At 69.6% G+C, this 25,376-nt stretch carries 22 protein-coding genes; 15 read left to right on the forward strand and 7 right to left on the reverse strand.

Translation table 11 applies throughout. The features are described 5' to 3' along the window. Nucleotides 1–147: 147 nt before the first annotated feature. The 6 genes from AB5L97_RS04875 (at nucleotide 148) to AB5L97_RS04900 (ending at nucleotide 6,557) form a co-directional block, all read left to right on the forward strand. The gene (locus tag AB5L97_RS04875) at nucleotides 148–1,137 is read left to right on the forward strand and encodes a substrate-binding domain-containing protein (protein ID WP_307957838.1); all 990 of its coding nucleotides are present in this window, start codon (nucleotides 148–150) and stop codon (nucleotides 1,135–1,137) included. 63 nt (nucleotides 1,138–1,200) lie between these two features. Further along, nucleotides 1,201–2,256 carry an ABC transporter permease gene (locus AB5L97_RS04880; protein ID WP_369046019.1) on the forward strand — a complete coding sequence of 352 codons (1,056 nt, stop codon included), beginning with the start codon at nucleotides 1,201–1,203 and terminating at the stop codon, nucleotides 2,254–2,256. A gap of 27 nt (nucleotides 2,257–2,283) precedes the next feature. Continuing rightward, nucleotides 2,284–3,213 carry an ATP-binding cassette domain-containing protein gene (locus AB5L97_RS04885; RefSeq protein ID WP_369046677.1) on the forward strand — a complete coding sequence of 310 codons (930 nt, stop codon included), beginning with the start codon at nucleotides 2,284–2,286 and terminating at the stop codon, nucleotides 3,211–3,213. Between the two features lie 229 nt (nucleotides 3,214–3,442). Continuing rightward, nucleotides 3,443–4,447 (forward strand): Gfo/Idh/MocA family oxidoreductase, encoded by a 1,005-nt coding sequence (locus tag AB5L97_RS04890; RefSeq protein ID WP_369046678.1) that lies wholly within the window; start codon nucleotides 3,443–3,445, stop codon nucleotides 4,445–4,447. After that, on the forward strand, nucleotides 4,444–5,469 hold the full coding sequence (locus tag AB5L97_RS04895) for a Gfo/Idh/MocA family protein (RefSeq protein WP_369046679.1): 1,026 nt from the start codon (nucleotides 4,444–4,446) through the stop codon (nucleotides 5,467–5,469). Before AB5L97_RS04890 ends, AB5L97_RS04895 begins: the two co-directional genes overlap by 4 nt. A gap of 122 nt (nucleotides 5,470–5,591) precedes the next feature. After that, nucleotides 5,592–6,557 (forward strand): sugar phosphate isomerase/epimerase family protein, encoded by a 966-nt coding sequence (locus AB5L97_RS04900; RefSeq protein WP_369046680.1) that lies wholly within the window; start codon nucleotides 5,592–5,594, stop codon nucleotides 6,555–6,557. A gap of 198 nt (nucleotides 6,558–6,755) precedes the next feature. Here the strand turns inward: AB5L97_RS04900 and AB5L97_RS04905 are convergent, their stop codons facing one another. After that, entirely contained in the window at nucleotides 6,756–7,778 is a 1,023-nt protein-coding gene (locus tag AB5L97_RS04905; protein WP_369046681.1) for a LacI family DNA-binding transcriptional regulator, read from the reverse strand. Between the two features lie 167 nt (nucleotides 7,779–7,945). Here AB5L97_RS04905 and AB5L97_RS04910 point away from each other — a divergent pair, with 167 nt between their 5' ends. Beyond that, the gene (locus tag AB5L97_RS04910) at nucleotides 7,946–9,169 is read left to right on the forward strand and encodes a Gfo/Idh/MocA family protein (RefSeq protein WP_369046682.1); all 1,224 of its coding nucleotides are present in this window, start codon (nucleotides 7,946–7,948) and stop codon (nucleotides 9,167–9,169) included. Nucleotides 9,170–9,195: 26 nt separating this feature from the next. Beyond that, nucleotides 9,196–10,215 (forward strand): sugar phosphate isomerase/epimerase family protein, encoded by a 1,020-nt coding sequence (locus AB5L97_RS04915; RefSeq protein WP_369046683.1) that lies wholly within the window; start codon nucleotides 9,196–9,198, stop codon nucleotides 10,213–10,215. A 118-nt stretch (nucleotides 10,216–10,333) separates the two neighbouring features. Here AB5L97_RS04915 and dctA read toward each other — a convergent pair whose 3' ends face one another. Together dctA and AB5L97_RS04925 are read right to left on the reverse strand one after the other, a co-directional pair. Then, nucleotides 10,334–11,644: a C4-dicarboxylate transporter DctA gene (gene dctA / locus AB5L97_RS04920; RefSeq protein ID WP_369046684.1), complete on the reverse strand. Its 1,311-nt coding sequence runs from the start codon at nucleotides 11,642–11,644 to the stop codon at nucleotides 10,334–10,336. A gap of 56 nt (nucleotides 11,645–11,700) precedes the next feature. Continuing rightward, on the reverse strand, nucleotides 11,701–12,840 hold the full coding sequence (locus AB5L97_RS04925; protein ID WP_369046685.1) for a PrpF domain-containing protein: 1,140 nt from the start codon (nucleotides 12,838–12,840) through the stop codon (nucleotides 11,701–11,703). 123 nt (nucleotides 12,841–12,963) lie between these two features. Here AB5L97_RS04925 and AB5L97_RS04930 point away from each other — a divergent pair, with 123 nt between their 5' ends. Beyond that, nucleotides 12,964–13,896, forward strand: a complete 933-nt coding sequence (locus tag AB5L97_RS04930; protein ID WP_369046686.1) for a LysR family transcriptional regulator — start codon at nucleotides 12,964–12,966, stop codon at nucleotides 13,894–13,896. A 20-nt stretch (nucleotides 13,897–13,916) separates the two neighbouring features. Here the strand turns inward: AB5L97_RS04930 and AB5L97_RS04935 are convergent, their stop codons facing one another. Next, nucleotides 13,917–14,909 carry a LacI family DNA-binding transcriptional regulator gene (locus AB5L97_RS04935; RefSeq protein WP_369046687.1) on the reverse strand — a complete coding sequence of 331 codons (993 nt, stop codon included), beginning with the start codon at nucleotides 14,907–14,909 and terminating at the stop codon, nucleotides 13,917–13,919. A gap of 143 nt (nucleotides 14,910–15,052) precedes the next feature. Between AB5L97_RS04935 and AB5L97_RS04940 the strand changes: the two genes are divergently transcribed. The 4 genes from AB5L97_RS04940 (at nucleotide 15,053) to AB5L97_RS04955 (ending at nucleotide 18,729) form a co-directional block, all read left to right on the forward strand. Further along, nucleotides 15,053–16,171: a Gfo/Idh/MocA family oxidoreductase gene (locus AB5L97_RS04940; protein ID WP_369046688.1), complete on the forward strand. Its 1,119-nt coding sequence runs from the start codon at nucleotides 15,053–15,055 to the stop codon at nucleotides 16,169–16,171. Beyond that, nucleotides 16,168–16,935, forward strand: a complete 768-nt coding sequence (locus AB5L97_RS04945; protein WP_369046689.1) for a TIM barrel protein — start codon at nucleotides 16,168–16,170, stop codon at nucleotides 16,933–16,935. The genes AB5L97_RS04940 and AB5L97_RS04945 overlap by 4 nt, the downstream gene beginning before the upstream one ends. Before the next feature lie 40 nt (nucleotides 16,936–16,975). Next, on the forward strand, nucleotides 16,976–17,554 hold the full coding sequence (locus tag AB5L97_RS04950) for an HhH-GPD-type base excision DNA repair protein (RefSeq protein WP_369046690.1): 579 nt from the start codon (nucleotides 16,976–16,978) through the stop codon (nucleotides 17,552–17,554). 194 nt (nucleotides 17,555–17,748) lie between these two features. Next, nucleotides 17,749–18,729, forward strand: a complete 981-nt coding sequence (locus AB5L97_RS04955) for a DUF6994 family protein (protein ID WP_369046691.1) — start codon at nucleotides 17,749–17,751, stop codon at nucleotides 18,727–18,729. A gap of 52 nt (nucleotides 18,730–18,781) precedes the next feature. Here AB5L97_RS04955 and AB5L97_RS04960 read toward each other — a convergent pair whose 3' ends face one another. Then, nucleotides 18,782–19,831 carry a LacI family DNA-binding transcriptional regulator gene (locus AB5L97_RS04960; protein ID WP_369046692.1) on the reverse strand — a complete coding sequence of 350 codons (1,050 nt, stop codon included), beginning with the start codon at nucleotides 19,829–19,831 and terminating at the stop codon, nucleotides 18,782–18,784. Nucleotides 19,832–19,948: 117 nt separating this feature from the next. Here AB5L97_RS04960 and AB5L97_RS04965 point away from each other — a divergent pair, with 117 nt between their 5' ends. Beyond that, nucleotides 19,949–21,001, forward strand: coding sequence for a Gfo/Idh/MocA family oxidoreductase (locus AB5L97_RS04965; RefSeq protein WP_369046693.1), 1,053 nt, complete (start codon nucleotides 19,949–19,951; stop codon nucleotides 20,999–21,001). A gap of 57 nt (nucleotides 21,002–21,058) precedes the next feature. Here the strand turns inward: AB5L97_RS04965 and AB5L97_RS04970 are convergent, their stop codons facing one another. Next, the gene (locus tag AB5L97_RS04970) at nucleotides 21,059–22,627 is read right to left on the reverse strand and encodes a CehA/McbA family metallohydrolase (RefSeq protein WP_369046694.1); all 1,569 of its coding nucleotides are present in this window, start codon (nucleotides 22,625–22,627) and stop codon (nucleotides 21,059–21,061) included. 103 nt (nucleotides 22,628–22,730) lie between these two features. Between AB5L97_RS04970 and AB5L97_RS04975 the strand changes: the two genes are divergently transcribed. Next, nucleotides 22,731–23,849: an LOG family protein gene (locus AB5L97_RS04975; RefSeq protein ID WP_369046695.1), complete on the forward strand. Its 1,119-nt coding sequence runs from the start codon at nucleotides 22,731–22,733 to the stop codon at nucleotides 23,847–23,849. Nucleotides 23,850–24,024: 175 nt separating this feature from the next. Here AB5L97_RS04975 and AB5L97_RS04980 read toward each other — a convergent pair whose 3' ends face one another. Beyond that, nucleotides 24,025–25,344 carry an MFS transporter gene (locus AB5L97_RS04980; RefSeq protein ID WP_369046696.1) on the reverse strand — a complete coding sequence of 440 codons (1,320 nt, stop codon included), beginning with the start codon at nucleotides 25,342–25,344 and terminating at the stop codon, nucleotides 24,025–24,027. Between the last annotated feature and the right edge of the window lie 32 nt (nucleotides 25,345–25,376).

Genomic DNA, 25,376 nt, shown 5'->3' on the forward strand with positions numbered 1-25,376 from the left:
GAGGTCGCTGCGCGGGACCACGAATCAAATTAGTGCTTATGTGTAGACAAAGTATTGACAGCCGTGATCCAGATCACCCATGATCTAGCCAAGGCCCGAGACCGAGGCGGACTCGTCCGGCGGGGCCATGGATCGAAGGAGATTCTCGTGACCAAATTCTCGTGGCGCCAAGGAGCGATCGTGGCGCTCGCAGTGCCGATGCTCGCCCTCGCCGCCTGTTCGGCGGGCGGGAAGACGGCGACCGATACGGCCGCAGGCGGCGGCCAGGCCGTCTCGACCCCCAGGATGAAGGTCGCCCTCATCACGCACGCCGCCGCCGGCGACACGTTCTGGGACATCGTGCGCAAGGGGGCTGAGGAGGCCGCGTCCAAGGACAACGTCGACCTCCAGTACCTCAACGACCCCGAGGCCGGCCGCCAGGCGCAGCTCGTGCAGCAGGCCATCGACCAGAAGGTGGATGGCATCGCCCTCACGATGGCAACCCCGGACGCGCTCAAGGACGTCGTCAAGAAGGCTACCGACGCGGGCATCCCGGTCGTGAGCTTGAACGCTGGCGAGGACGCTTCAGCCAAGCTCGGAGCGTTCACGCACTTCGGCTCGAACGAGAAGCTCGCCGGTGAGGCCGTGGGCACCAAGCTCGCCTCGGACGGCTACAAGCACCCCGTCTGCGTCATCCAGCAGCAGGGCCACGTGGGGCTCGAGGCCCGGTGCGCCGGCGTGAAGGCCAAGGTCCCGGGCACCGAGATCCTCTACGTCAACGGCCAGGACATGACCTCGGTGCAGTCCACGGCCACGGCGAAGCTGCAGGCCACGAAGGATGCCGATGTGATCATCGGCCTCGGCGCCCCGATCACGCTGACCCTGCTCAAGTCCGTCTCTGATGCCGGCAGCTCGGCCAAGGTGGCGAGCTTCGACCTCAACGCCGAACTCGCCCAGGACATCGTTGACGGCAAGGTGCTCTTCACGGTGGACCAGCAGCCGTGGCTGCAGGGCTACATGTCGGTGGACGCGCTCTGGCAGAACAAGCGCGGCGGGTTCAAGATCGGTGGTGGGCAGCCGGTGCTGACCGGCCCGACCATCGTTGACAAGTCCAACGCCTCCGACGTCGTCAAATTCGCCAAGCAAGGCGTCCGCTAAACCGCATAGGCATCGGACCGCGCGGCGGGAACGCCGCGCGGCCCACCATCAAGGAGTGTTTCCATGGCAACTGCAACCTTGCCGTCGGCGCCCGCGCCGGCTGCCAAAGACGAGCGGGTCGGGCGTCGTGGCCCGTTCCAGAAGCTGTTGGGCCGTCCGGAGGTCGGGGCGCTGGCGGCCGCGGTCGTGCTGTTCATCTTCTTCGCGGCGGTCTCGGGGACGTTCCTGCAGCCCAACGCGCTCGCGACGGTCCTGTACGGGTCCTCCACGATCGGGATCATGGCGGTGGGGGTCTCGCTGCTGATGATCGGGGGCGAGTTCGACCTGTCCTCGGGCGTGGCGGTGATCTCCTCGGCCCTGACCGCGTCCCTGTTCTCCTGGAACTTCGGGATGAACGTGTGGGTCGGGGTCCTGCTGGCCCTGGTGGTCTCGCTGGGGATCGGGTTCGTGAACGGGTGGATCCTGGTCAAGACGAAGCTGCCCTCCTTCATCGTGACCCTGGCCACGTTCCTGATGCTCACGGGCCTGAACCTGGCCCTGACCCGCCTGATCGGCGGGGCGGTGTCCTCGCCCTCGATCGCCCAGATGGAGGGGTTCGGCGCGGCCAAGGCGGTCTTCGCGTCCTCGGTGAACATCGGCGGGGTCGAGTTCAAGATCACCATCCTGTACTGGATCGTGCTGGTCGTGGTCGCGTCCTGGGTCCTGCTGCGCACCAAGGTCGGGAACTGGATCTTCGCCGCGGGCGGGGACGCGAACGCCGCCCGCGCGGTCGGGGTCCCGGTCACCGCGACCAAGATCGGCCTGTTCATGGGCGTGGGGCTGTGCGGGTGGCTGCTGGGCATGCACAACCTGTTCGCGTTCGACGCGGTCCAGTCCGGTGAGGGCGTGGGCAACGAGTTCCTCTACATCATCGCCGCGGTCATCGGCGGGTGCCTGCTCACCGGCGGGTACGGCTCGGCCGTGGGCGGGGCGATCGGCGCGTTCATCTTCGGCATGGCCAACAAGGGCATCGTGTACGCGCAGTGGAACCCGGACTGGTTCAAGTTCTTCCTGGGCCTGATGCTCCTGCTGGCCACGATCGTGAACCTCATCGTCAAGAAGCGCGCAGAGCGCGCCTGAGAGAACGAAGCACAGGAGATGGCCACCATGGCAGAGCACATCAGCAACCAGGAGATCCTGGCCAAGGCGGGGGAGACCGACCCCCTCACCGACCGGCCCGTGCACCTGCTGCGCCTGGACGGCGTGGGCAAGCACTACGGCAACGTCATCGCCCTGCGGGAGGTGACCATGGCCGTGGACAACGGCCGCGTCACCTGCGTCCTGGGCGACAACGGGGCGGGGAAGTCGACCCTGATCAAGATCATCGCCGGCCTGCACCAGCACGACGCCGGCACCTTCACCATCATGGGCGAGGAACGCAAGCTCTCCTCCCCGAGGGAGGCCCTGGACGCGGGCATCGCCGCGGTCTACCAGGACCTCGCGGTGGTCTCCCTCATGCCGATCTGGCGCAACTTCTTCCTCGGCTCCGAGCTGACCACCGGGTTCGGCCCGTTCAAGCGCATGGACGTGAACCGGATGAAGGAGACCACCAGGACCGAGCTGGCGGCCATGGGCATCGACCTGCGCGACGTCGAGCAGCCCATCGGCCAGCTCTCCGGCGGCGAGCGGCAGTGCGTGGCCATCGCCAGGGCCGTGTACTTCGGGGCCAAGGTCCTGATCCTGGACGAGCCCACCGCCGCCCTGGGCGTGAAGCAGTCCGGCGTGGTCCTGCGCTACATCCTCCAGGCCCGCGACCGCGGCCTCGGCGTCATCTTCATCACCCACAACCCCCACCACGCCTTCCCCGTCGGGGACCGCTTCCTGCTCCTGAAGCGCGGCCGCTCCATCGGCTACTACGACAAGAAGGACATCACCCTGGAAGAACTCACCGCCCAGATGGCCGGCGGCGCCGAACTCGCCGAACTCGCCCACGAACTCGAACAGCTCGGCGGCCACACCCAAGCCCTCCAAGAAGCCAAAGCCGAAGCCGAAGCCGTCCAAGCCGAAGCACCCAAGGCGGAGTCGCCCACAGCCTGACGATGGGCACATCCCGGGTTCTTGCGTCGCCTGCCCGGGGGAAGCACGACGGCGCGGTTCGGCACCCAGCCGACCGCGCCGTCGTCGTGCGTCACCGGCAGGAAACGGTCACAAGACCGTCAGCCGAGGGTCGAGCCCCGAAGCGCACTTGACAGGACAAACTCTGCTGCGGCTAGAGTGTGATCAACCCAACCTTGGAACGTTCCACTACTGGAGAGAAGAGATCCCTATGACCATCCGCGTGGGCGTCATCGGCGCCGGAATCATGGGTGCCGACCATGTGCGCAACCTCGCCGGCGCGGTGAGCGGCGCCTCCGTCTCGCTCGTTGCGGACCTCGACGCCGACCGCGCGGCTGCCGCCGCCGGGCCGGCCGGCGCGCGAAGCACCACCGACCCGCGGGCGCTCATCACGGACGACGAGGTTGACGCGGTCGTCATCGCGTCCCACGACTCCACCCACGCCGAGCTCCTCACCGCCTGCCTCGATGCACGCAAGCCCGTCCTGTGCGAGAAGCCCCTCGCCCCCACGGTCGAGGAGGGCCGGACCGTGGTCGAGGCAGAGGAGGCCGTCGCCGCGGAGCTGGGCCGCAGCCTCGTCTCCCTCGGATTCATGCGGCGCTTCGATCCCGCGCACACCGAGCTCAGGCGGCGCCTCGCCGCGGGCGAGCTCGGCGAGGTGCTCGTGGCGCACTGCGTGAGCCGCAACGTCCGCTCCGCCCCGGACGCGACGAACATCTCGGCCATCACCAACTCGGCGATCCACGAGCTCGATTCGATGCCGTGGCTGCTCCGCACCTCGGTGTCCGAGGTCGCGTGGGTCTCGGGCCGGAAGGCGTCCTCGCTCGCGCCCGCGGGCCTCCAGGACCCCGCGCTCATGCTGCTGCGGATGGAGGACGGCACGCTCGTGACCCTCGAGCTGTTCCTCAACGCCGAGTACGGCTACTCGACGCGGCTTGAGGTTGTGGGGGAGCGCGGTACCGCCAGCTTCACCGAGTCCCCTCTGCTCGAGTACAACCTCGATCGGCGCCGGGCGACCGAGTACCCCGCCGACTGGCGCCCCCGCTTCGCCGACGCGTACCGGATCGAGCTCCAGGCATGGATCGACTCGCTGCGGACGGGCGCGCCGTCGCCCCTCGCGACTGCACGCGACGGGCTCCGCGCCTCGGAGATCGGCGCCGCCCTTGTAGCCTCGATCGACGCCGGCGGCGCATTCGTGAAGGTAGTCCACGCGTGAGCGTGTTCGAGTTCCCCGTATCGCGCGTGCCCGACGCCGCCGAGGCGCCCAGCTTGCGGTGGGGGATCGCTGGGCCGGGCTGGATCGCCGAGCGGTTCGCGGAATCGCTCGCCCTGCACGGGTCCCAGCGGGTCACGGCCGTCGGGTCCCGCTCGCTCGACCGGGCGCAGGCGTTCGCGGCGCCCCGTGGGCTGAGGCCCCACGGCTCGTACGAATCGCTCGCCGCGGACCCCGACGTCGACATCGTCTACGTTGCCACGCCGCATACTGCGCACCGTGACGTTGCCCTGATCGCGCTCGGGGCGGGCCGGCACGTTCTCGTCGAGAAGCCCATCGGGATCAGCGCGGCCGAGGCGCACGAGATCGCCGACGCCGCTCGGTCCCGCGGCCTCTTCGCCGCCGAGGCGCTCTGGACCGCGTTCCTGCCCTCGTACGACGTCGCGCGGCAGCTCATCCGCGGCGGACACCTCGGCGAGCTGAGCACCGTCCTGGGCGACTACGGCGAGTACCTCCCGCCGAGCCACCGTGCGCACGACCCGGCCCTCGCCGGAGGCCCGCTCCTCGATCTCGGCATCTACCTCCTCGCCCTCGCCACGGACATCCTCGGCGAGCCAGACCGCGTCCTGGGGCTCGGGTCGCCACTGGCCAACGGGGTGAACGGACAGCTTTCGGCCCTGCTCGGGTTCCCCGGCGGCGCCCAGGCTACGCTCACCACCACGATGCTCGGATTCACGCCCGCGCAGCTCACCGTGGTCGGCACCGAGGCGGCCCTGACATTCGACGGCCCGTTCAACTCGCCGGGCGGCCTGACCGTGCGTACCGCCGACGGCGAGGCCCACCGCTGGGAGGGCACGCCTGGCGATCACGTGGCCGGGCTGCACTTCCAGGCCGCCGCGGTGGCCCGGGCCATCGCCGCGGGGCAGACCGAGGTGGCCGAACGGCCACTCCACCTCAGCATCCTTGCCTTGCGCGTCGCGGACGAGCTGCGACGCCAGGCCGCGATCGTGTACCCGGGGGAGTAAGGCCAAGGCGCGCCGACACGCGCACGGCCGAGATCAGGCGCACCGCAGATCAGGCGCACGGTGGATCAGACTCCAACGGTCGGTCGCGCCACCGAACAGACGCAGTACAGAGAGGGATTTCGATGGAGCTTGGGCTGATTACAGATTCGTTGGGTGGCCGACCGCTTGAGGACGTCCTGGACGTTGCCGCGGAGCTGGGGCTCGACGGCGTCGAGCTTGCCACGGGAAACTGGTCCGAGGCGCCCCACGCCGATCTCCCGCAGCTCGTCGCGAGTGCCGCGGCGCGCACGAGGCTCGCGGACGCCGTCGCGAGTCGGGGGCTCACGCTCAGCGCGCTGAACGCCAACGGCAATCAGCTGCATCCGGTCACGGGCGCGGAGCATGACAAGGTGGTCCGGGACACGATCACGGTGGCCGGCGAAATGGGGGTTCCCACGGTCGTCCTCATGTCCGGCCTCCCGAGCGCCCGGGGCGAGCGGACGCCGAACTGGATCACCACGTCCTGGCCGCCCGAGACGCTTGAGGTGCTCGAGTACCAGTGGAACGAGGTGGCCATCCCGTACTGGACGGATCTCGCTGAGCACGCCCGGACCCGCGGCGTTCGGCTGGCCGTGGAGATGCATGGCCGCCAGCTCGTGTTCAACGTCGCGACGATGCTGCGCCTGCGGGTCGCGGTGGGCGAGGACGTGGTCGGCGCGAACCTCGACCCCTCGCACCTGATGTGGATGGGAGCCGACATCCTCGCGGTCGTCCAGGCCCTCGGGTCCGCGATCTTCCACGTCCACGCGAAGGATGCCCGGGTGGAGCGTCGGAACGCCGACGTCAACGGCATCCTCGACACTCTGCCGCCTTCCCGGGCCGCCGCCCGGTCGTGGAATTACGTGACGCTCGGCCTGGGCCACCCTGGAGGGACCGGATTCTGGGGGGACTTCGTGTATGCGCTCCGTTCGGTCGGCTACGACGGGCCGCTCAACATCGAGCACGAGGACGTCCTGGTGTCCTCTGGGGAGGGTGTGCGCCGCGCCGCTGAGCTGCTCCAGTCTGTCCTGATCCGTGATGCTCCCGACTGGGCACCAGCCCGGATCTAAGGTGGATGAGAGGCGGGGGCGACGTGATCGCCGGTCCCTGATGGACTGACCTGTGCGCGTCCCGCCAGACACAACTCACGGCCCGATGTGCCCCCATGAGGGCATTCTGGGCCGTGAGTTGTGTCGTTGGGGACGGCATCAGGGGGCATGGAAGGCATGCGGAGGAGCGGCGAGGAAGCTGGCAGTCAGGCGAAGCGCCTAAGCCCGCGGCGGCGCGGTCGAGCCCCGGACGACGAGCGAGGGCTCGAGCAGCTTTCGGTGTGGCGGCATCCCCGGGTCCTCGAACCGGGCCAGGAGCGTCCTCGCGGACTCGGCGCCCACCTCTCGGGAGTGTCCGTCCACGCTCGTGAGGGCGAGGTACCGGTACGCGGCCAGCGGCGAGTCGTCGTGGCCCACCACGGAGACATCCGCGGGCACGGTCAGGCCCCGCTCGCGCAGGGCGGCGAGGGCGCCGACGGCCATGACGTCGTTGGCCGCAACGACGCCCGTGATCCCGGGGTGCGCGTCGAGCAGGGCGCACGCTGCGGCGTAGCCGTCGGCCTCGGAGGTCCCGCCGCGCTCCCCGAAGACCAGCGGGTCGAGCCCTGCCGCCTGCATCGCCTCCTCGTAGCCCCGCCGCCGCTGAGCACCGGGACCACTGCTCCCGGTCAGGTGGCCGATGCTCCGGTGGCCCAGCCTGATCAGGTGCTCGGTCGCCAGGCGGGCTCCGAGCGCGTCGTCGCCCGCGACGACGTCGGCGACCAGCGCGGCGTCGGCCGCGGCCCCGAACTCTCTGGTGCCGGCGACGACGATCGGCGCGCCCACGCCGTCCAGCGTCCCCTCGGCGGGGTCCGCGGCGATGACGAGCGCGTCGACATGCTGCGCGAGGAAGCCGTCCACGGGGTTGCGCCCCGAGGCGGCCTCGAGCTGGAGGTCCGCGACGCTCGCTGTGTACCCGGCTGGGTCGAGGATGGAGCGCAGACCCGCGAGGAGCTCGACGAACCACGGGTTGTGGAAGTCGTCGATGAGGACGCCGACCGTGCGGGTCCGCTGGCTCGCGAGGGCACTCGCGGCTGGGGAGGGCCGGTAGCCGAGCTCCTCGATCGCCGCGAGGACGGCCTCGCGCCGGACGTCGCTCACGTGCGGCGCGTCCCTCAGGACCAGCGAGACGAGCGACTTGGAGACGCCGGCCAGCTGCGCGACGTCGTAGATCGTCGGGCGGGGGATGGGGTCGGTCGGCACGGGTCCATCATGGCACCCTAAGGACCTGCGAGCGCGGTATTGACAGGACAAACTCCTCGGTCTTAACCTTCTTTGGAGCGCTCCAAATCACATCACCACCCTCCAGACGTCCTGATTTCCTGCACCTCCCCCGCCGGCGACGCCGGACCCCCTCGAAGGAGAGACCCATGAGCAAGCCCCTTGGCGTCGCCGTCATCGGCGCAGGCATGGCCGGCAAGGCCCATGCCGCCGCCTACCGCACCGCGAGCACCCTGTACAAGCCCACGCTGCCCGAGATCCGCCTCGTCTCGATCGGCGACGTCAACGCGGAATTCGGGCAGGCCGCCGCGACCCGCTTCGGCTACGCGCGCCACGACTCCTCGTGGCAGGCCATCGCCGAGGCGGACGACATCGACGTCGTGAGCGTCGTCATCGCCAACTCGCTCCACCGCGAGGTGGTCGAGGGCCTCCTCGCCGCCGGCAAGCATGTCCTGTGCGAGAAGCCTCTCTCCGACACGCTCGCCGATGCCCGCGCGATGGCCGACGCCGCGAGGGCCGCGGAGGAGCGCGGCGTCCTGGGCCGCATCGGCTTCACCTACCGCCGCACGCCCGGCATCGCCGCGATCCGCAAGCTCATCCAGGACGGCACCCTCGGCCGCCCGCTCCACTTCTCGGGCCGCTACTGGACCGACTACGGCTGCAGCCCGCAGGCCCCCATGAGCTGGCGCTACAAGGGCGGCCCCGGCTCGGGCGCGCTCGCCGACGTGGGCAGCCACCTCGCCTATGTGGGCGAGTTCCTGTGCGGAGACATCCAGTCCGTCTCCGGCGGCCAGCTCTCCACCGCGATCACGGAGCGCCCGCTCCCGCTCGGCGCCGTCATGGGCCACGACCACGCGGCCGTGTCGGACAAGCTCGAGCCGGTGGAGAACGACGACGTTGCCTCCTTCTCCGCCGAGTTCGCCTCGTGCATCGGCTCGCTCTCGGTCTCCCGCGTGGCCTCCGGCCACGCGAACTCGCTCATGTTCGAGGTGTTCTGCGAGAACGGCGCCGCGCTCTTCGACCAGCGCCGCCCCGCCGAGATCGGCCTGTTCCTCAACGAGGGCCCCTACGCCCAGAACGGCTACCGCCAGGTGATCCTCGGCCCCGACCACCCGTACATCGCCGGTGGCCTCGCGATGGACGCGCCGAGCGTCGGCTTCGGCCAGAATGACGCCTTCGGCTACCAGGCCCGCGCCTTCCTCGAGGAGGTCGCAGGGCTGTCCGAGTCCGACTCCCTCCCACGCAACGCGACGTTCGACGAGGGCGTGCGGAACATGGAGATCCTCGGCGCCGTCGCCCAGTCCGCCGCCGATTCCGGCCGCCGCGTCGAGGTGCCATCGGCGCAGAAGCCCACTGCCGCCGTCGTGCGCTGAACCCCAGAGACCAAGAGGAACACACCATGAAGCTCGGCATCTACAACGCCATCCTGCACGACCGCTCCCTTCCCGAGGCGCTCAAGGTCATCGCCGACCTCGGCCTCACCGGCATCGAGATCAACACCGGCGGCTTCCTGCCCGCCGTCCATGTCCCCACGTTCGACGACATCCTCGTCAGCGACGCGGCCCGCGATGACTACCTGGGCATCTTCGAGGGCACCGGCGTGGCCATCGCGGGCCTGAACTGCAACGGCAACCCGCTCCACCCGAAGGCCGAGATCGGCCAGAAGCACGCGGAGGACATCCGCCGCTCGATCCGCCTCGCGGAGCGCCTGGGCCAGAACCGGGTCGTCACCATGTCCGGCCTCCCCGGCGGCGAGCCGGGCGCGACCGTGACGAACTGGATCGTCAACGCGTGGAACTCGGCCGCGCTCGACGTCCTGGACTACCAGTGGGGGATTGCGGGGGACTTCTGGCGCGAGACCGACCGCCTCGCCGCGGACCACGGCGTCAAGGTGGCCCTTGAGCTGCACCCGCAGAACATCGTGTTCAATACCGCCGACGTGCACAAGCTCGTCGAGCTCACCGGCGCGACCCACGTCGGGGTCGAGCTCGACGCCTCCCATCTTTTCTGGCAGCAGATGGACCCGGTGGCCGTGGTCCGCGAGCTCGGGCCCCTCGTGTTCCACGCGGCGGCCAAGGACGTGCGCGTGAACACCGAGAACGCCAAGCTCTACGGCGTCCTCGACAACCGATTCCGCCGCCTCTCCCCGGACGAGCCCCGCACCAACCTCGGCGGCGACGAGTGGGCGAACGAGTGGCCGAAGGACTCCGCCTGGGACTTCGTTGCTCTCGGACGCGGGCACGACGCGGCGTACTGGGCCGAGTTCCTCCGAGCCCTCCGTGACGTGGACCCGGAGATGATGGTCAACATCGAGCATGAGGATGTCTCCCTCGGCCGCATCGAGGGCCTCGAGGTCGCCGCCGGCGTCCTGCTCGAGGCCGCCCGCATGATCGGCGAAGACGCGCCCGCGCGCGCCTGACTCCCTGCCCCGCAGGCACGGATGGTGAGTTGAGCAGGGTCGGGCGCGTCCGCATACCCTGCTCAACTCACCATTTTGCGTCACGCGCTGGCCCTGACGGCGGGCCGCTCAGAACCGATCAGTGTGCCAGTGCGGGTTCGGCCAGTTGGACGCGTTCGGCCTCAGTGGGGACGAAGCCGGCCTTGAGCTCGGCGTGGAAGGTCTCGGTGTCGAGTTCGCCCTGCCACTTCGCGACGGCGACGCACGAGACGATGTTGCACACCGTGCTGGTGAGGGCGCGGGCCTCGCTCATGAAGCGGTCAATCCCGACGATGAGCGCGACGCCTGCCACCGGCAGGGTGGGCATGACGGTGAGGGTGGCGACGAGGGCCACGAAGCCGCTCCCGCTGACGCCAGCCGCGCCCTTGGAGGTCAGGAGCATCATCCCGAGCATGAGGAGGATCTGGTCCCAGCTCAGCTGGATGTCGCAGGCCTGGGCGATGAACATTGACGCGAGGGTGAGGTAGACCGCGGTGCCGGTGAGGTTGAAGGAGTACCCCGTCGGGACAACGAGTCCGACGACGCCGCGGTCGCAGCCGATGCGTTCGAGCTTGAAGAGCAGTCGCGGGAGCACCGGCTCGCTCGAGGACGTTGCGAGGACGATGAGGAACTCGTCCCGGAAGTACCGCAGGATCCGCCAGAGGCTGAAGCCAGCGATCTTGGCGAGGATGCCCAGGCCCACGACGACGAAGACGATGCACGCCGCATAGAAGGCGAGGATCAGCATCCCGAGGTTGCCGATCGAATGTGCGCCGTACTTGCCCACGGTGAAGGCCATGGCGCCGAACGCCCCGATGGGAGCGACCTTCATGAGGTAGCCGAAGACCACGAACAGCAGCCGGTTGAAGCTGTTGACGACGTTGAGGGCGAGCTGGCCCGGGGCGCCGAGCTTGCTGAAGGCGAAGCCGCACAGCAGGGCGATGACGAGCACGGGCAGGACCTCGCCGTCGGCGAAGGCACCGACGAAGGTCGTGGGGATGATGCCGAGGAGGAAATCGACAGGGTTGCTGCTGGGCAGCTGGCTCGTGTACTTCGAGGCGACGGAGGTGTCGAGGTGAGCGGGGTTGATGTGCATGCCAGCGCCCGGCTGGAACAGCATGACCGAGGCGAGGCCGATGGCCAGCGCCAGTGCCGTGAGCGCATAGAAGAGGCCTAGGGATCGGGCCAGAGTGGGGCCGACCTTCTTCGTGTCGGTCAGCGAGGTGATCCCGCTGACGATCGTGCAAAAGACGATCGGGGCGATCATGAACTTCACGAGCTTGACGAACCCGTCGCCGAGCGGCTTGAGCGAGGACCCGAGGTCCGGCCACAGTGCGCCGACGAGGACGCCCAGCGTGACGCCGATGAGGACCTGGACGTACAGGTGTCCGAGGATGGATTTGATCTTCATTGAACAACTTCCTTGATGAGCGCCCTGTCCATAGTGACAGGGGGCAGGTGGGGGGTCTAGGCGGTCTGGGGCACGGGCCGCGCGAGGTCGATGTCGGCCACGGCAAGATGGCGGGCCGCCCGCCGGAGGGCGACTTCGATGACGTTGCCGGCATCGTCGGTGACGACTTCGGTGGTGATGACTCCGGCGGGTGTTCCGATGCGCAGAAGAAGGGGTCCGGAGTGTGCATCGTGCGCAGGGGGGAGGGCCTTGGCGACGACGGAGCCCGGCAGGGCCGCCGCGAGCGAGACAGCCACGGCGCTCGTGAGGCCGATCGCGGGATGCGGGGCGAGCATCGAGAGCATCCGCACCCGCAGATCGTGGCTGTCCGCGGTGATCCGGGTTCCGTCGGCGGCCGTGTAGTCGCCCGGGGGCGCCACGATGCCAACCTTCGGCACCGCGTTCTGCGGGGGATCCCCGGGCTTCCTCAGGCCCATCGCGAGGCCCGCGGAGGCGCGGGCGTCGATGAGCTGGGACAGGTGCTCGGAGAGGTTGTCGCTCATCGAGGAGAGGTCGACGCCGATCTCCTCCGCCGGGATGAGGACCGCAGGCGCTCCCGCGTCGACCAGGGTCGCCGTGACACCGCATCCGTTGGCCGCGATCTCATCCGAGGGACTGCCCGTCGGCAGGAGAGCTCCCGTGGTCTGCCCCCACGGTGCCCGGAACGAGAGGCCCACGGGCACGCCCGGTGCGTTGCTTCCAGGCACCGTTGCGTGGCCCGATGTCGGGACGCGGCGGCCGGGAGTCGCGATCGTGCCGCCAAGCACCGCCCCGGTATTGAGGTTTCGCAGGCTCACGCGCGTCGTGTCCTCGCTGGGGGAGATGATGCCTGACTGCACGGCATAGAGGGCGATCGCCGTCGCACAATTGCCGCAGTTGGAGCCCAGTTCAACCGTCGAGTCCCCGATCCCGACCTGGGCGAAGAGATAGTCGAGGTCTGCGGGCCCCCCGGGAGTGGCCCAGACGACGGCGGCTTTGGACGTCGTCGAGGTTCCCCCGCCGACGCCGTCTAGCTGGCGGGCATCTGCGGCCCCGAAGGCGTCGGCCAGCAGCGAGCCGATCTCCTCGTACGTTGAGGCATGCCGGGAGACGTCTTCGGCGTCGAAGATCCAGCACTTGCTCGTGCCGCCCCGGTACCAGTGACCTCGGAGTTGCACTGTCTTCTCCTTCACCTTGGGTGGTGCACCTCACGGCGCCTTGTCCTTCCACGATCCAAGGCACGAGAGTTCAGCACAATCGAAGAAAAATCGAGAAGGGTCTACTTTTGCTAAACTCGATCCATGTCCGACCTCGATCTGCACAGGCTCCACGTCCTCCGCGAAGTGGGACATTCCGGGTCCCTGACGTCAGCGGCAGCGGCGCTCTCCTTCACGACCTCCGCCGTCTCGCAGCAGATCGCGAAGCTCGAGCACGAGGTGGGCGTCGCGCTCGTCGAGCGGCACCCGAGGGGAGTGGTGCTCACCGATGCGGGCCACGCGCTCCTGAGGTACGCCGACGAGATCGACCGGACCGTCGAAGCGGCCCGCGCCGAGATGGACGAGTTCGCGGGCCTGCGGCGAGGCCAGCTTCGGATGGGGACGTTCCCCACGGTGGGTGCTTCGCTCATGCCGGATGTCGTGCTGGCCTTCCGCGCGCGCCATCCGGAGGTCGCAGTCACCGTGGTGAGCGCTCGACGCGACGGACTCCTGGAACGGCTGCGGCGACGGGACGTCGAGCTCACGCTTCTGTGGGATTACCCATGGCAGCGCATCGAGGACGGGGACTTGGCGCTGGTGCGGCTCATGGACGATCCAACCATGCTGCTGGTTCCGAGGGGCCACCCCATGGCTGGACATCGATCAGTGCCGATCGACGCCCTGGTCGATCAGGAGTGGATCGTCCGTGACGAGCACCCGGTGGCCGACGTCCTCCGGCGGGTCTGCCGCGACGCCGGCTTCGAGCCCCGCATCGCCTTCGCGGCGAACGACTACCAGGAGACGCAGGGCATGGTGGCCGCGGGAATCGGGATTGCCCTTGCCCCGCAGCTGGCGCTGAGCGCCCTCCGCGCCGATATTGTGGCGGTTCCGCTCGCCGTATCGCCCATGCGCAGGATCCTCTTGGCCCAGCTCGCCAATCGACGCCTTAGCCCTGCCGGGCAACAGGCCGTATCCGTCTTCAGGTCGACGGCGCGGCGAACGCGGTCTCGCCTGCGTTCGGACAGCGTCGAGGCCTGAACGCCCCGCACACGCTGTGATCAGTGCACGACGGCGCGTGGCGGCGCGGTGCTCGACCTCACCGTGAGCGAGGGGGGCACGAGCACGTGCTCGATCCGCCCCTCCAGCGCCTCGGCGGCAGCATGGACGGACGCGGCGGCGAGCGCATCGGGGTCCTGCCGCACGCTCGTCAGGCTCACGTGGACCAGCGCCGCGAGGCGGGAGTCGTCGTAGCCGACAACCGAGAGGTCCTCGGGCACTTGGAGGCCGGCGGCGCGCAGCACATGGACGACGCCGAGCGCGGCTTCGTCGTTGAAGACGACTGCCGCCGTGGGCGCCTCGTGCGGGCGGATGCTGACGAGCGCGAGAAGCGTCCGGGCCGCATCCATGCCGGCCGCGTCATTCGGCCCGCCGGGCACGACGGCAGCATCCTCGCCCTCGAGGGCCCGGAACGCGGCACGGCGCGCTTCGGCGCCCACGGCGGAGCCTCCGTCGATGTGCACGAGACGGCGGTGTCCGAGGCCCCTCAGATGCGCGACGGCGAGCCCGACGCCAGCGGCCTCGTCCGTCGCGACGCTCGCGACGCCGTCGTGCGTCTGGGGCTCGAGGACCGAGACGACCGGGAGCGGGAGGGCCCCGAGCTCGTCGGGCGGCGTGTTCGGCGCGAGCACGAGGAGGGCCTCGACGCCGAGGTCCAGGAGGGACCGTAGCGCCTCGTCCTCGGAGCGCCGCGGACTGCGCGCGGACAGGGCGAGGTCGAACCCTGCCGCCGAGGCGGCCGGGTAGAGGGCCTCGACGAGCTCGGCGTGGAAGGCGCCGTCGAGCGCGAAGACGACGCCGAGCAGCCGGCTCCGCGCGCTCCGCAGCAGCCGGGCACGGGTATCGAGGCGGTAGCCGAGCCTGTCGGCAGCCGCGAGAACGCGCGCGCGGGTCGCGTCGCTCGCGCCGGGGGTGCCGCGGAACACGATCGAGACGAGGGCCCGCGAGACGCCAGCCTCGGCGGCGACGTCTGCCATGGTGGGGCGCTTGGCCACGGTCCTCCTCCTCGGCGTCGTGGAACTCCTGCGCACACTGTACTAGATCGATCTAGACATGGCGCGCGAGGCGTGCCACACTGACAGCACCTGCCTCACTAGATCGATCTAGATCCCATGCTGACTTTCCGAGAGGACCCCCCATGAGCTACCTCCCCGTCGACTCGGCCCGACCCGAGCCGGTCCGAGTGGGCCTCATCGGCGCCGGCTGGATGGGCGCCTTCCACGCCCGCAGCCTGGCCGAGAGGATCCCAGGCGCCACCCTCGCCGCGATCGCTGACCCAGCCATCGAGCCCGCCACGAAGCTCGCGGCCGAGCTCGGCGTCGAGAAGGTCACCGCGGACGCCGCCGACCTCTTCGCGGATCCCGCGATCGACGCCGTCGTCATCGCCGGCCCGATCCGGTTCCACGCCCCGCTCTCGATCGCCGCCGCGCGTGCGGACAAGCACGTGTTCTGCGAGAAGCCCGGCTCCACCACCCTCGAGGAGCTCGCCGAGATCGAGGCCGCCGTCGCCGAGACGGGTGTGCACTGGCAGATCGGCTTCAACCGGCGGTACGCCGCAGACTTCCTCGCCGCACGCCGCGACCTCGCCGCGGGCGTTGTGGGGACCCCGCAGCTCCTCCGCTCCCTCACGCGGGACCCCGGCAACGGCTCCATCCCCCACGCCGCCCGCGTCCCCCAGTGGACCATGTTCCTCGAGACCCTCATCCACGACTTCGACGCCCTCAACTGGATGAACCCCAGTGCCGAGCCCGTCAGCGTCCACGTCTTCGCGGACGCGCTGGTCGAGCCCTCGTTCAAGGAGGCGGGCTTCATCGACACGGCCGTGGCGACGATCCGCTACAGCAACGGCGCCATTGCCGTGGCAGAGGCCAACTTCTCCGCGCTCTACGGCTACGACGTGCGCGGCGAGACCTTCGGCTCCGCCGGCATGGTCCAGGCCGGCCGCGCGACCGAGACGGCCGCGTGCCGCTACACCGCTGATGGCGTGGGCGCCGAGACGCCCCGCCTCAACATCGAGCTCTTCGCCGATGCCTACCGCGACGAGCTCGCGGACTTCGCGGCCCACGTCGCCGCCCGCCGAGACGGCACCGCGGCGCCCGACCACGGCGTTCCCGTGACACCCGGCCTCGCCGACGCCCGACGCGCCCTCGCCCTCGCGCGCGCCTGCATCGAGTCAGTCCAGAGCGGGGCGGCGGCAGGCGTCGCTGGCTCGGCTCCCGAGGGGACGCACGACGGCGCCGGGTCGGTGGCGCGATGAGGCTCGCCGTCTGCGCGGAGATGGTCTACACGGACCTGCCGTTTATCGAGCGGGTCCGGAGGATCAGCGAGGCCGGGTTCGACGTCGAGATGTGGGACTCCCGCACCAAGGACATCGCGGAGCTCAAGGCCACTGGCGCGCGGTTCTCGTCGATGACGGGCTATGTGACGGGCTCGCTCGTCGAGCCGGACACCGCGGACCTCGTGGTGAGCACAGCGGAAGGCCTGATCCCCACGGCCCTGGAGCTCGGCGTCGAACGCCTCGTGGTGCACTCAGCGGAGCTTGTGGACGGCCAGGCCGCGCGCCCGCACTGGCGCTCGGACGGGACCATGTGGCTCACCGCGGCGAAGGCGCTCGAGCAGCTCGGCGAGCTCGGTGCCAGGCATAGGCTCACGTTCTGCCTCGAGAACCTCAACACGATCCTCGACCACCCGGGCATCCCGCTCGCGCGGGCCAAGGACACGCTCGCGCTCGTGAGAGCCGTGGACCACCCGAACGTCAGGCTCATGCTCGACCTGTACCACGCGCAGATCGGGGAGGGAAACCTCATCGAGCTGGTGCGCGAGGCCCTGCCGTGGATCGGCGAGGTCCAGGTCGCGGATGTGCCCGGCCGCTGCGAGCCCGGCACAGGCGAGATCAACTACGCGGCGGTCCACCGGGCGCTCGCCGAGGCCGGATACGAGGGCACCGTGGGCATGGAGGCCTACGCGTCCGGCGATCCGGACGCCGCGCTCACGGCCTTCGGGGCCGCGTTCGGTCGCTGAGCTCGTCGACCTACGCCGGAGCCAGTGGAAGACTGGCCCCATGGCCTTGCACATCACCGGCGACGACGCCGCCGACCGCCTTCTGACCGACGACCCGCTGGCCCTCCTCATTGGGATGCTGCTGGACCAGCAGGTCCCGATGGAGACCGCGTTCGCCGGCCCGCTCAAGATCTCCGAGCGGGCCGGCACGCTCGATGCGGGCGCCCTGGCCCACGCGAACCCCGACGACTTTGCGCAGCTGTTCAAGGAGACCCCGGCGGTCCACCGCTTCCCGGGGTCGATGGCTGCGCGGGTCCAGGCCCTCTGTGCCGAGATCGAGGGCGAGTGGGGCGGCGACGCCGCGGCGATCTGGACGCGGGGCGCGCCCGACGGCGCCGAGGTCTTCAAGCGACTCAAGAAGCTCCCGGGTTTCGGCGAGCAGAAGGCGAAGATCTTCCTCGCGCTGCTCGGCAAGCAGTACGGCTACGCTGGGGCGGGCTGGCGCGAGGCCTCTGGCGCCTACGGTGAAGACGGCTCGTACCGCAGTGTCGCCGACATTGTCTCGTCCGAGTCGCTCGCGAAGGTGCGCGAGCACAAGCGCGCGCAGAAGGCCGCGGCGAAGGCCTCAGCAAAGGAGTGAGCCGCGCACGACGGCGACCGCTCGCCGTCGTGCGGTCTCACCGCCGGCCGGCGGCGCCCGCGGGGCATCCGCGCGCTGCCCTGCGCACCGAGGGGATTTGTGGGCGGCCGCGCAAGACCATGGCCAAGCCTGCGAGTGGCTCGGGCTGGATTTCGGCCGAGATGGGCACAATGGAGCCACACGAGGGGGAACCGATGGAAGCGTTCGCGGCAGAGACCAAGGAGGAGATCATCTTTGAGCCGATCATCTCCGGCGAGCACGGCGGGGGTGTCTCCGTCCCGGCCGGCAAGCCGGTGACGGCACATCCACTGGGAGATGGGCGTTACCGGGTCGAGGCCTGTCTAGGCAGCACAATGCCTGACTACTCCGCCGTGGTGGAGTCCAAGCAGATCGCCATCACAGGCGAGGTCCGGCGAGTCTTCGATGTCTTCTTCGACTACAAGACGGACAGACCTGCGAGGTCCAGACCCGATGCGGACCGGGACAGCCCCCGGCTCCGCTCGGACCATGAGCTGCTGTGGACCAAGAAGCTGAACTCTGGCGTCCATTTCGCCCCGACCGCGCCATCGGCCCGTCGGAACGGGTACCTCATCTACACCGATACTTCCGAGGCCAGGCATTGGTACGGCAGCGACGCCATCACCAGCTCCTACACCGGCTGGTCACGTCCGACGTCTCTGGCAGGCGCGATCGCGTCGCTGAACGAGGACGAGCGGTCCCGTTACCTCAACCCGCCGTACACGATCGGCAGCGCGATGATCTGGCCCGTAAGGAAGAAGGACCGACCCACGATCAATACGGCACGAGGGTTCGGTCCCTCAGGCAGGCTGATCGGTGACCGCATGGACCTCACCCTTGAGTGCATCCGGCGACACTACTCGGGAGAGCAAGACAGTCCTCTGGCCGGTGTCCTCGGCGCCTACGCGGACTTCTTCGAGCTCTTCGATGGGTTCACGGAGTTCGTGGACTACTTCCACCTGCAAGACCTCGTGACGCCCGACTACAACGCGGTTCGGTTCTACCTGCCGTTCGACAACTTCGAGCGTTCAGGGGCACCGGTCACCCGCGACGAGTACGTGACGTACCGGGAAGCCACGCTCGAGTTCATCGCAGCACGGGCGCGTCGGATGGCCGAGTGGGTAAGGCGGCACCACCCCGACATTGATGTTCTCTAGTCGTGCCTTCTCAGACCAGTCGCCGGTGAGCCGGAGCGCGAACCACTTGCAGTCATGACGGAGGCGGCGCCGTGCTCGTGCGCACCTTGAGCTCAGGCGGCAGGAGGACGACGGCGGGTGGCTCGCGGTCGTCGTAGGTTCCCCTGGGAGACCCGGGGTGGGCAAGCCGTGCGGCGAGGAGGTCCGCAGCGACACGCCCGGCCTCTCGGCTCGCATTGTCCACGCTAGTGAGGCCCACTGCCTTGAGCCGAGCTGCCGGGGTGTCGTCGTAGCCGGCGAGCGAGAGGTCCTCGGGGACACGGAGGCCGAGGTCATCGGCCGCGGAGAGGGCGCCGAACGCGGCCATGTCATTCACCGCGAACAGAGCCGTGGGCCGCGGGCTCGCATTCAGAGCCTCGTGCGCCGCGCGCCAGCCGGCCTCCTCGGTGCGTCCGGCCTCGACCGTCTGCGACTCGATGCCGAGGATCTGGCACGCGTCCTCGAATCCGGCGCGCCGTGCGTCGCCCACCTCTGTTCCCGGGGCTGAGAGGTGCGCGATCCGGCGGTGTCCGAGCGCCGCGAGATGCCGGACCACGCGGCGGGCGCCCTCGGCATCGTCGTTCGTGACCACAGCGGCACCCAGGACCTGGGCGTGGGGAGCGCCCACCTGGACCACCGGGACGGGCATCCCCCCGGGCAAAGGCGCGATCTCGGCGAAAGCCGTCTCCGCGCCGTCGAGCGTCCCGACCAAGACGAGGGCTTCGACACGCAGCTCGAGGAAGCGCTCCGCGAGCTCGGCCCCCTCGAGCCGCCAATCGCCGAGGAGCGCATGGAGGCCCGCCGCGTGGAGGCCCTCGGTGAGGCCCTCGACCGCGGGGACGAACCATGGGTTACGCAGGTCATCGAGGATGACGCCGACGGTGCCGCTGCGGGCCGAGCCCATGGCGCGCGCGGCGGCGTTGGGGCGGTAGCCGAGCTCGGCGGCGGCGTCGAGGATGGCACGGCGCCTCGCCTCGCTCACGTAGCCCGTGCCGCGCAGTGCGAGGGAGGCTGCCGACTTGGACACGCCGGCTCGGGCGGCGACGTCGAGGATCGTCGCGGGCTTGGGGCCTGCCTGCGCCATGTTCGCCTCCACAAATGTCAGGACAAATCTTGACCGCAACGCCGGTCATAGGGATACTCTAAACCAGATATTGGAACGTTCCCATATGCGTTCCGGAACTGACGAAGGAGTGCCCACATGGAGACCACCAAGACTGTCACGCTCGGACTCGTCGGAGTCGGGCGCATCGGCGTCATGCACGCCCGCAACATCGCGGCGATCGCGCCGCAGCTCGCCGAGCGCGAGCGCGGCCTAGAGCTTCGGCTCAAGCTCACCGACGTCGCCGAGGAGCACGCGCGCGCCGTCGCGGCCGAGGTCGGCGCCGAGTTCGTCCCTGGCGGCGTGCAGGGGCTCATCGCCTCCGGCGTCGATGCGCTCGTCGTCGCCACCGGCACCCAGACCCACCCCGAGCTCATCCGGGCGGGCGTCGACGCGGGACTGCCCGTGTTCTGCGAGAAGCCGGTGGCCGGCTCCGTCGCGGACTCCCTGCCGGTGCTCGAGTACATCGCCGAGAAGGGCGGCGTCGTGCAGATCGGCCATCAGCGCCGCTTCGACGCGGGCTACCTCGAGGCCAAGCGCCGCTTCGACGCGGGTGAGATCGGCTGGATCCATTCGCTGCGGGCCATGACCGGGGACATGTTCCCGCCCTCCGTCGAGTTCCTCGCCACCTCCGGCGGCCTCTTCCGCGACTGCTCGGTCCACGACTTCGACATCCTCCGGTGGCTCACAGGCCGCGAGATCGTCGAGGTCTACGCGAAGGGCTCGAACAACGGCGATCCCGCGATCGGCGAGGTCGGCGACGTAGACACCGCGCTCGCCGTTGTGACGTTCGACGACGGCACGGTCGGCACGGTCTCCGCGACGCGCTACAACGGGGCCGGACACGACGTGCGCCTCGAGATCCAGGGGTCCAAGGACTCCGTCATGGTGGGGCTGGACGACAAGACCGCCCTGCGCTCGACCGAGACCGGCGTCGCGTTCCCGGGAGGGGAGACGCACAAGACGTTCGCCGAGCGGTTCGACGCCGCGTACCGGGCCGAGCTCGCAGCCTTCGTGGAGCTGGTGCTCGGCGAACGCACGAATCCCTGCACCCCGGAGGACGCCGTCGCCGCCTCGCGCGTTGCCGACGCAGCTCAGGAATCCCTTGAGACCGGCGCGCCGGTCCGGGTGGAGGTCCCGGCCCGCGCCTGACGGTGACGCACGACGGCGGTGGGCCGCCCGCCGTGGGCGGCCCACCGCCGTCGCCGGCTACTTCCCGTTCCCGAGGAAGATGGGGTTCGTCAGCGCCGCCATGGCCCCGAGCGAAAGGTTCGGGCCCATCTCCGTGCCGCTGCCCGACGTGCCGTCGCTCTTCGGGTGCCGAACCTCGACGCGGATGTAGGCCGCGAGCTGCGGCGTCGTGATCCACGTGCTCGTGCCCTGACCGGACGCGGGCAGCGTGATCTGCTGCGTCTGGCCCTCGTCGGTGATGAACCGCACCACGCCGTTCGGCACACCGGCGACCGTCGCCGAGACGGTGACCGGCGCGTCGTCGGCCACGCTCAGGCGCTCGCCGATGCCGGCCGCCTTCCCGCCCGACTTGACGGCGAATTCGAGTGAGATGCCTGCCGACTCGGCGATCCATGAGCGCCCGTTGCGGATGCCGTCAAGGATCGCGTCGTGCGAGAGCGCGGACGCGTTGACCACATTGTGCGGCCATCCGATGACCTGCGGGACGCTGTGCGCATCGCTGTTGCCCATCGCGGGCAGCCAACGGCCATTAGTCCGTACGGAATGGACGAGCATGGAATCCCACGTGTTGACGGAGAACTCGTCGTCGACCGTCCACGGGCCGGTCCACACCTCGACGGCGTCGGCGTCGTCGTAGCCGAACTTCCAGCGGCACGCGACGTAGGGGCAGTACGGATGGGCCGGGACCACGAGCCCGCCGGAGGCGTGGATCCGCTGTGCAGCTTCCTCGAAGCCCTTCTCGCGCGCGCGGTAGCGCCAGTCGATCCACTCGCCCGGCTTGAGGCCGAGCGCGAGGTAGTGGCCGTTGCGGGTTGTGACCTCTTCGCCGGTCATGATGAGCAGGTCTTCCCCCGCGAGGGGGCCCCACACGCCGTGGGACGCCGGCGTGTTGTGGTCCGTGGAGATCATGAAGTCCATGTGTGCGGCCCGGGCGCCGGCAGCGACTTCCTGCGGGGTCCGCCTTCCGTCCGAGTAGACGGTGTGCAGGTGGCCGTCGCCGCGGTACCACCCGGCGCCGCGACCCGCGATCGCCTGCGGCGGGTACGCGGGCTGGTACGGCGTGCCGTCGGGGCCGAAATCGAGCGTGACGGTCACCGTGTAGTCAAGGCCATGCTCGGACACCTGGTACGGGCCGAGGATGACGTTCCACGTGCCCTTGCCGATCGGCCCGGCGAGGTAGCCGGGAGTTGCTTCCGCGGCGCTGATGGAGAATTCTGTGCGGAAGCCGCCGGACCATCCGCGGAAGCCCTTGCCCTGGAGGTCGGTGCCCTTCTCGTCGAAGATGCCGATGTCGCAGGCGTTCACGAGGAGGCCCGGTGTGATCGTGGGCTTGTTGTAGGAGTACGAGACGCTGATCTTGTTGACCCCGGCCGGAATCTCGACCGGGAGGTATACGAAGTCAGCGGCTCCGGGGTCGAGGTGGCCGGTGAGTGTCTTGGTTCGGCTCGTGCCGGTGTCCGCGGTGGCGAAGGTCATCGGTGCGAGGGTCAGCGCCGCGCCGGTGAGCGCGGCCGTGAGGAATCCCCGACGTGACGGGGAGAGGAGGGCTGGGGTGTCGCCGCTGTGGGCTTGGCAGGGTGATGTCACCCGGACCATGGTCGGGACTCATAGTTAAATCTCGGTTAAGGCAGTCCGAATCGGCCCTGAATTCGCTCCGGGGGACACCGGAGGATCCGGATACTCTGGCCCCATGAACGCCACCCCCGCCCCGCTGCCGCGCACGCTCGAGGTAGAGTCCCTCGGGCACTTCGATGCGCTCGTGGCCGGTGGCGCGGCCTCGATGGCCGGGTGGCAGGTGCAGTCGGTGGACCTCACGGAGCGTTCGAGTGCACTCAAGGCCCTCGACCCGGCGGGCGCCATGTTCCTCGGCTGCCGGCTCCAGCCCGGGATGGAGCAGTCCCTGCGGGCAAGGGGCGCACTTGTCTTCCCGGTCCTGCCCGGCCTCCCGTTCGATCCGTACCGCCCTGCGCTCTACACCGGTCCCGAGCTGTACACGGGAGTCGAGTACCGGCCCTACGAGGAGACGCCGGACGCGCGGATCTACGCCTGGACCCAGCAGCAGGGCCGCGTCGGCGTCGAGTCTGCGATCTCCGCTGCCCTCCACGACCACCACATCGGCGAAGCGCTGCAGGACGCGCTCCAGGGGCCGTTCGCCGGGCGGAAGATCGTGGGCGTCATGGGCGGACACGCCGGACTCCGGGGGAGTTCGGTGTACGACGACGCCGCGCACCTCGGGCGCGGGCTCGCGGCGGCCGGGCATGTGGTCGCCACGGGTGGCGGGCCGGGCGCGATGGAGGCCGCGAACCTCGGAGCCTACTTGGCGGCCTTCCCGGAATCGGCCCTTGATGCGGCGCTCCACGAGATCGCCGTCGTGCCCGGCTTCAGGCCCTCGGTGAGCTCATGGGCGCGCGCCGCGCTCGCGGTGCTGGGCCGGTTCCCGGGCGGGACGCCGAGCCTCGGCATCCCCACGTGGTTCTACGGCCATGAGCCGCCCAACCTGTTCGCGACGCACATCGCCAAGTACTTCGCGAACTCGGTGCGCGAGGCCGTGCTGCTCGAGAAGTGCACGGGAGGCGTCGTGTTCCTGCCCGGTGCCGCGGGCACGGTGCAGGAGGTCTTCCAGGATGCGTGTGAGAACTACTACGGCACGAGCGAGACGATCACGCCCATGGTCCTCGTGGGGGAGCGGCACTGGACTGAGGAGCTCCCGGCGTGGCCGCTGCTGCGGACCCTCGCGGAAGGCCGCGGCATGGCAGACCGCCTCCGCCTCGTCGACTCGGTCGAAGAAGCGGTCGCCGCGCTGGCCTGAGGCCGCATCGCAGCGAGGTGAGTCCGCAACCGCGAAGGGTGACCCCGCATCCCAGGAAGGTGGCTCCGCATCCCAGGAAGGTGGCTCCGCATCCGCGAAAGGTGACCCCGCAACGATCAAGACCGATGCGGGGTCACCTCTCAAGGATGCGGGGTCACATTCCTGCGATGAGCGGTCAGTCGAGGTCGCGCTTCGTGCCTTCCGGTGTGGCCCGCACCGCCACGAACGCGAGGAACAGGATCGCGATCCAGAAGCCGCCGATCACCCAGAGGCCGCCCGTCAGGAGTGCGAGGCCGGCGACGATCATCGGAGTGAACCCGGCCCCGAGCATCGACGCACCTTGGTATGCCAGCGATGCCCCGGTGTACCGATTGCGGGTGGGGAACTGCTCCGCCACATAGGCGGCGATCGGTCCGTACAGGAGACCTTGGACCAGGCCGTTGCCGAGCACAATCGCGATGGCGAAGCCCCACAGAGTGCCGTTAGTCATGAGGAAGACGATCGGGAACGCCAGCGCAACGCCGGAGAGCGTGCCCACGGCGAGCAGGCGGCGTCGTCCGAAGCGGTCCGAGAGGCGCGCAGACCAGAACGTCACGATGAGCGTCAGCACGGCAGCCGCGGCCTTGATGTTGAGCACGCCATTCTTGTCCGCACCGGATTCGATGGCGACCGAGACGCCCCACACCGTGGTCATGGACTGGCACACGTAGAACGCGGTGGTCGCGGTCAGGCCGAGGAGGACCGCGCGCTTGTTGTTGCGCAGCACGTCGAGGATCGGCACACGTCGCCTCTCGCCCTCGGCCTCGAGGCGCTTGAAGGCGGGGGTCTCTGACACCTGCAGCCGGATGACGAGGCCCACGAGGATCAGGAGCGCCGAGAGGAGGAACGGCACGCGCCAACCCCACGTGAGGAACTGGTTCCCCGAGACGGCGGCGAAGAGCGAGAGGGCGAGGGTGCCGAGGATCGCGCCAGCCGGGCCACCCGCGTTGGCGAACGCTGCGGCGAAGCCGCGGTGCTTCGCGGGAGCGTGCTCGATCGCCATGAGCGCCGCACCGCCCCACTCGCCGCCCACCGCGATGCCCTGGACGAGCCGGAGCGCGGAGAGGGCGATCGGCGCGGCGACGCCGATCTGCGCCGTCGGGGGCAGAAGGCCTATCGCCACCGTGCCCGCGCCCATGATGAGCATGGACAGGACGAGCATCTTCTTCCGGCCCAGGATGTCGCCGAAGTGGCCGAAGACGAGCCCGCCGAGCGGCCTCGCGACATAGCCGATGGCGAGCGTGACGAACGAGGCGAAGATCGCGAAGCCCGGCCCGAGGTTCGCGAAGAAGACCTTGTTGAACACGAGGGACGCCGCCGTCGCGTAGAGCATGAAGTCGTAGTACTCGATGGCGCTGCCGATGAAGGACGAGGCCAGGATGCGGCGCATGTCCTTCGTGTTGAGTGTCTCGGCCGGCGCGGCGGGCTGCGCGGTCAGTCTGGTTTCAATGGTCATGCTGGGATCCTCTTCCAATGATGGACGCAAGG

The sequence above is a fragment of the Sinomonas sp. P10A9 genome, from assembly GCF_041022165.1.
GTDB classification, from domain to species: Bacteria; Actinomycetota; Actinomycetes; order Actinomycetales; family Micrococcaceae; genus Sinomonas; species Sinomonas puerhi.

What these genes read in the sequence shown, in the direction of transcription:
- AB5L97_RS04880 (WP_369046019.1), top strand. Translation starts at nt 1,201, where the DNA reads ATGGCAACTGCAACCTTGCCGTCGGCGCCCGCGCCGGCTGCCAAAGAC.
- AB5L97_RS04885 (WP_369046677.1), top strand. Translation starts at nt 2,284, where the DNA reads ATGGCAGAGCACATCAGCAACCAGGAGATCCTGGCCAAGGCGGGGGAG.
- AB5L97_RS04890 (WP_369046678.1), top strand. Translation starts at nt 3,443, where the DNA reads ATGACCATCCGCGTGGGCGTCATCGGCGCCGGAATCATGGGTGCCGAC.
- AB5L97_RS04900 (WP_369046680.1), top strand. Translation starts at nt 5,592, where the DNA reads ATGGAGCTTGGGCTGATTACAGATTCGTTGGGTGGCCGACCGCTTGAG.
- AB5L97_RS04910 (WP_369046682.1), top strand. Translation starts at nt 7,946, where the DNA reads ATGAGCAAGCCCCTTGGCGTCGCCGTCATCGGCGCAGGCATGGCCGGC.
- AB5L97_RS04915 (WP_369046683.1), top strand. Translation starts at nt 9,196, where the DNA reads ATGAAGCTCGGCATCTACAACGCCATCCTGCACGACCGCTCCCTTCCC.
- dctA (WP_369046684.1), bottom strand. Translation starts at nt 11,644, where the DNA reads ATGAAGATCAAATCCATCCTCGGACACCTGTACGTCCAGGTCCTCATC.
- AB5L97_RS04930 (WP_369046686.1), top strand. Translation starts at nt 12,964, where the DNA reads ATGTCCGACCTCGATCTGCACAGGCTCCACGTCCTCCGCGAAGTGGGA.
- AB5L97_RS04940 (WP_369046688.1), top strand. Translation starts at nt 15,053, where the DNA reads ATGAGCTACCTCCCCGTCGACTCGGCCCGACCCGAGCCGGTCCGAGTG.
- AB5L97_RS04945 (WP_369046689.1), top strand. Translation starts at nt 16,168, where the DNA reads ATGAGGCTCGCCGTCTGCGCGGAGATGGTCTACACGGACCTGCCGTTT.
- AB5L97_RS04950 (WP_369046690.1), top strand. Translation starts at nt 16,976, where the DNA reads ATGGCCTTGCACATCACCGGCGACGACGCCGCCGACCGCCTTCTGACC.
- AB5L97_RS04955 (WP_369046691.1), top strand. Translation starts at nt 17,749, where the DNA reads ATGGAAGCGTTCGCGGCAGAGACCAAGGAGGAGATCATCTTTGAGCCG.
- AB5L97_RS04960 (WP_369046692.1), bottom strand. Translation starts at nt 19,831, where the DNA reads ATGGCGCAGGCAGGCCCCAAGCCCGCGACGATCCTCGACGTCGCCGCC.
- AB5L97_RS04965 (WP_369046693.1), top strand. Translation starts at nt 19,949, where the DNA reads ATGGAGACCACCAAGACTGTCACGCTCGGACTCGTCGGAGTCGGGCGC.
- AB5L97_RS04975 (WP_369046695.1), top strand. Translation starts at nt 22,731, where the DNA reads ATGAACGCCACCCCCGCCCCGCTGCCGCGCACGCTCGAGGTAGAGTCC.
- AB5L97_RS04980 (WP_369046696.1), bottom strand. Translation starts at nt 25,344, where the DNA reads ATGACCATTGAAACCAGACTGACCGCGCAGCCCGCCGCGCCGGCCGAG.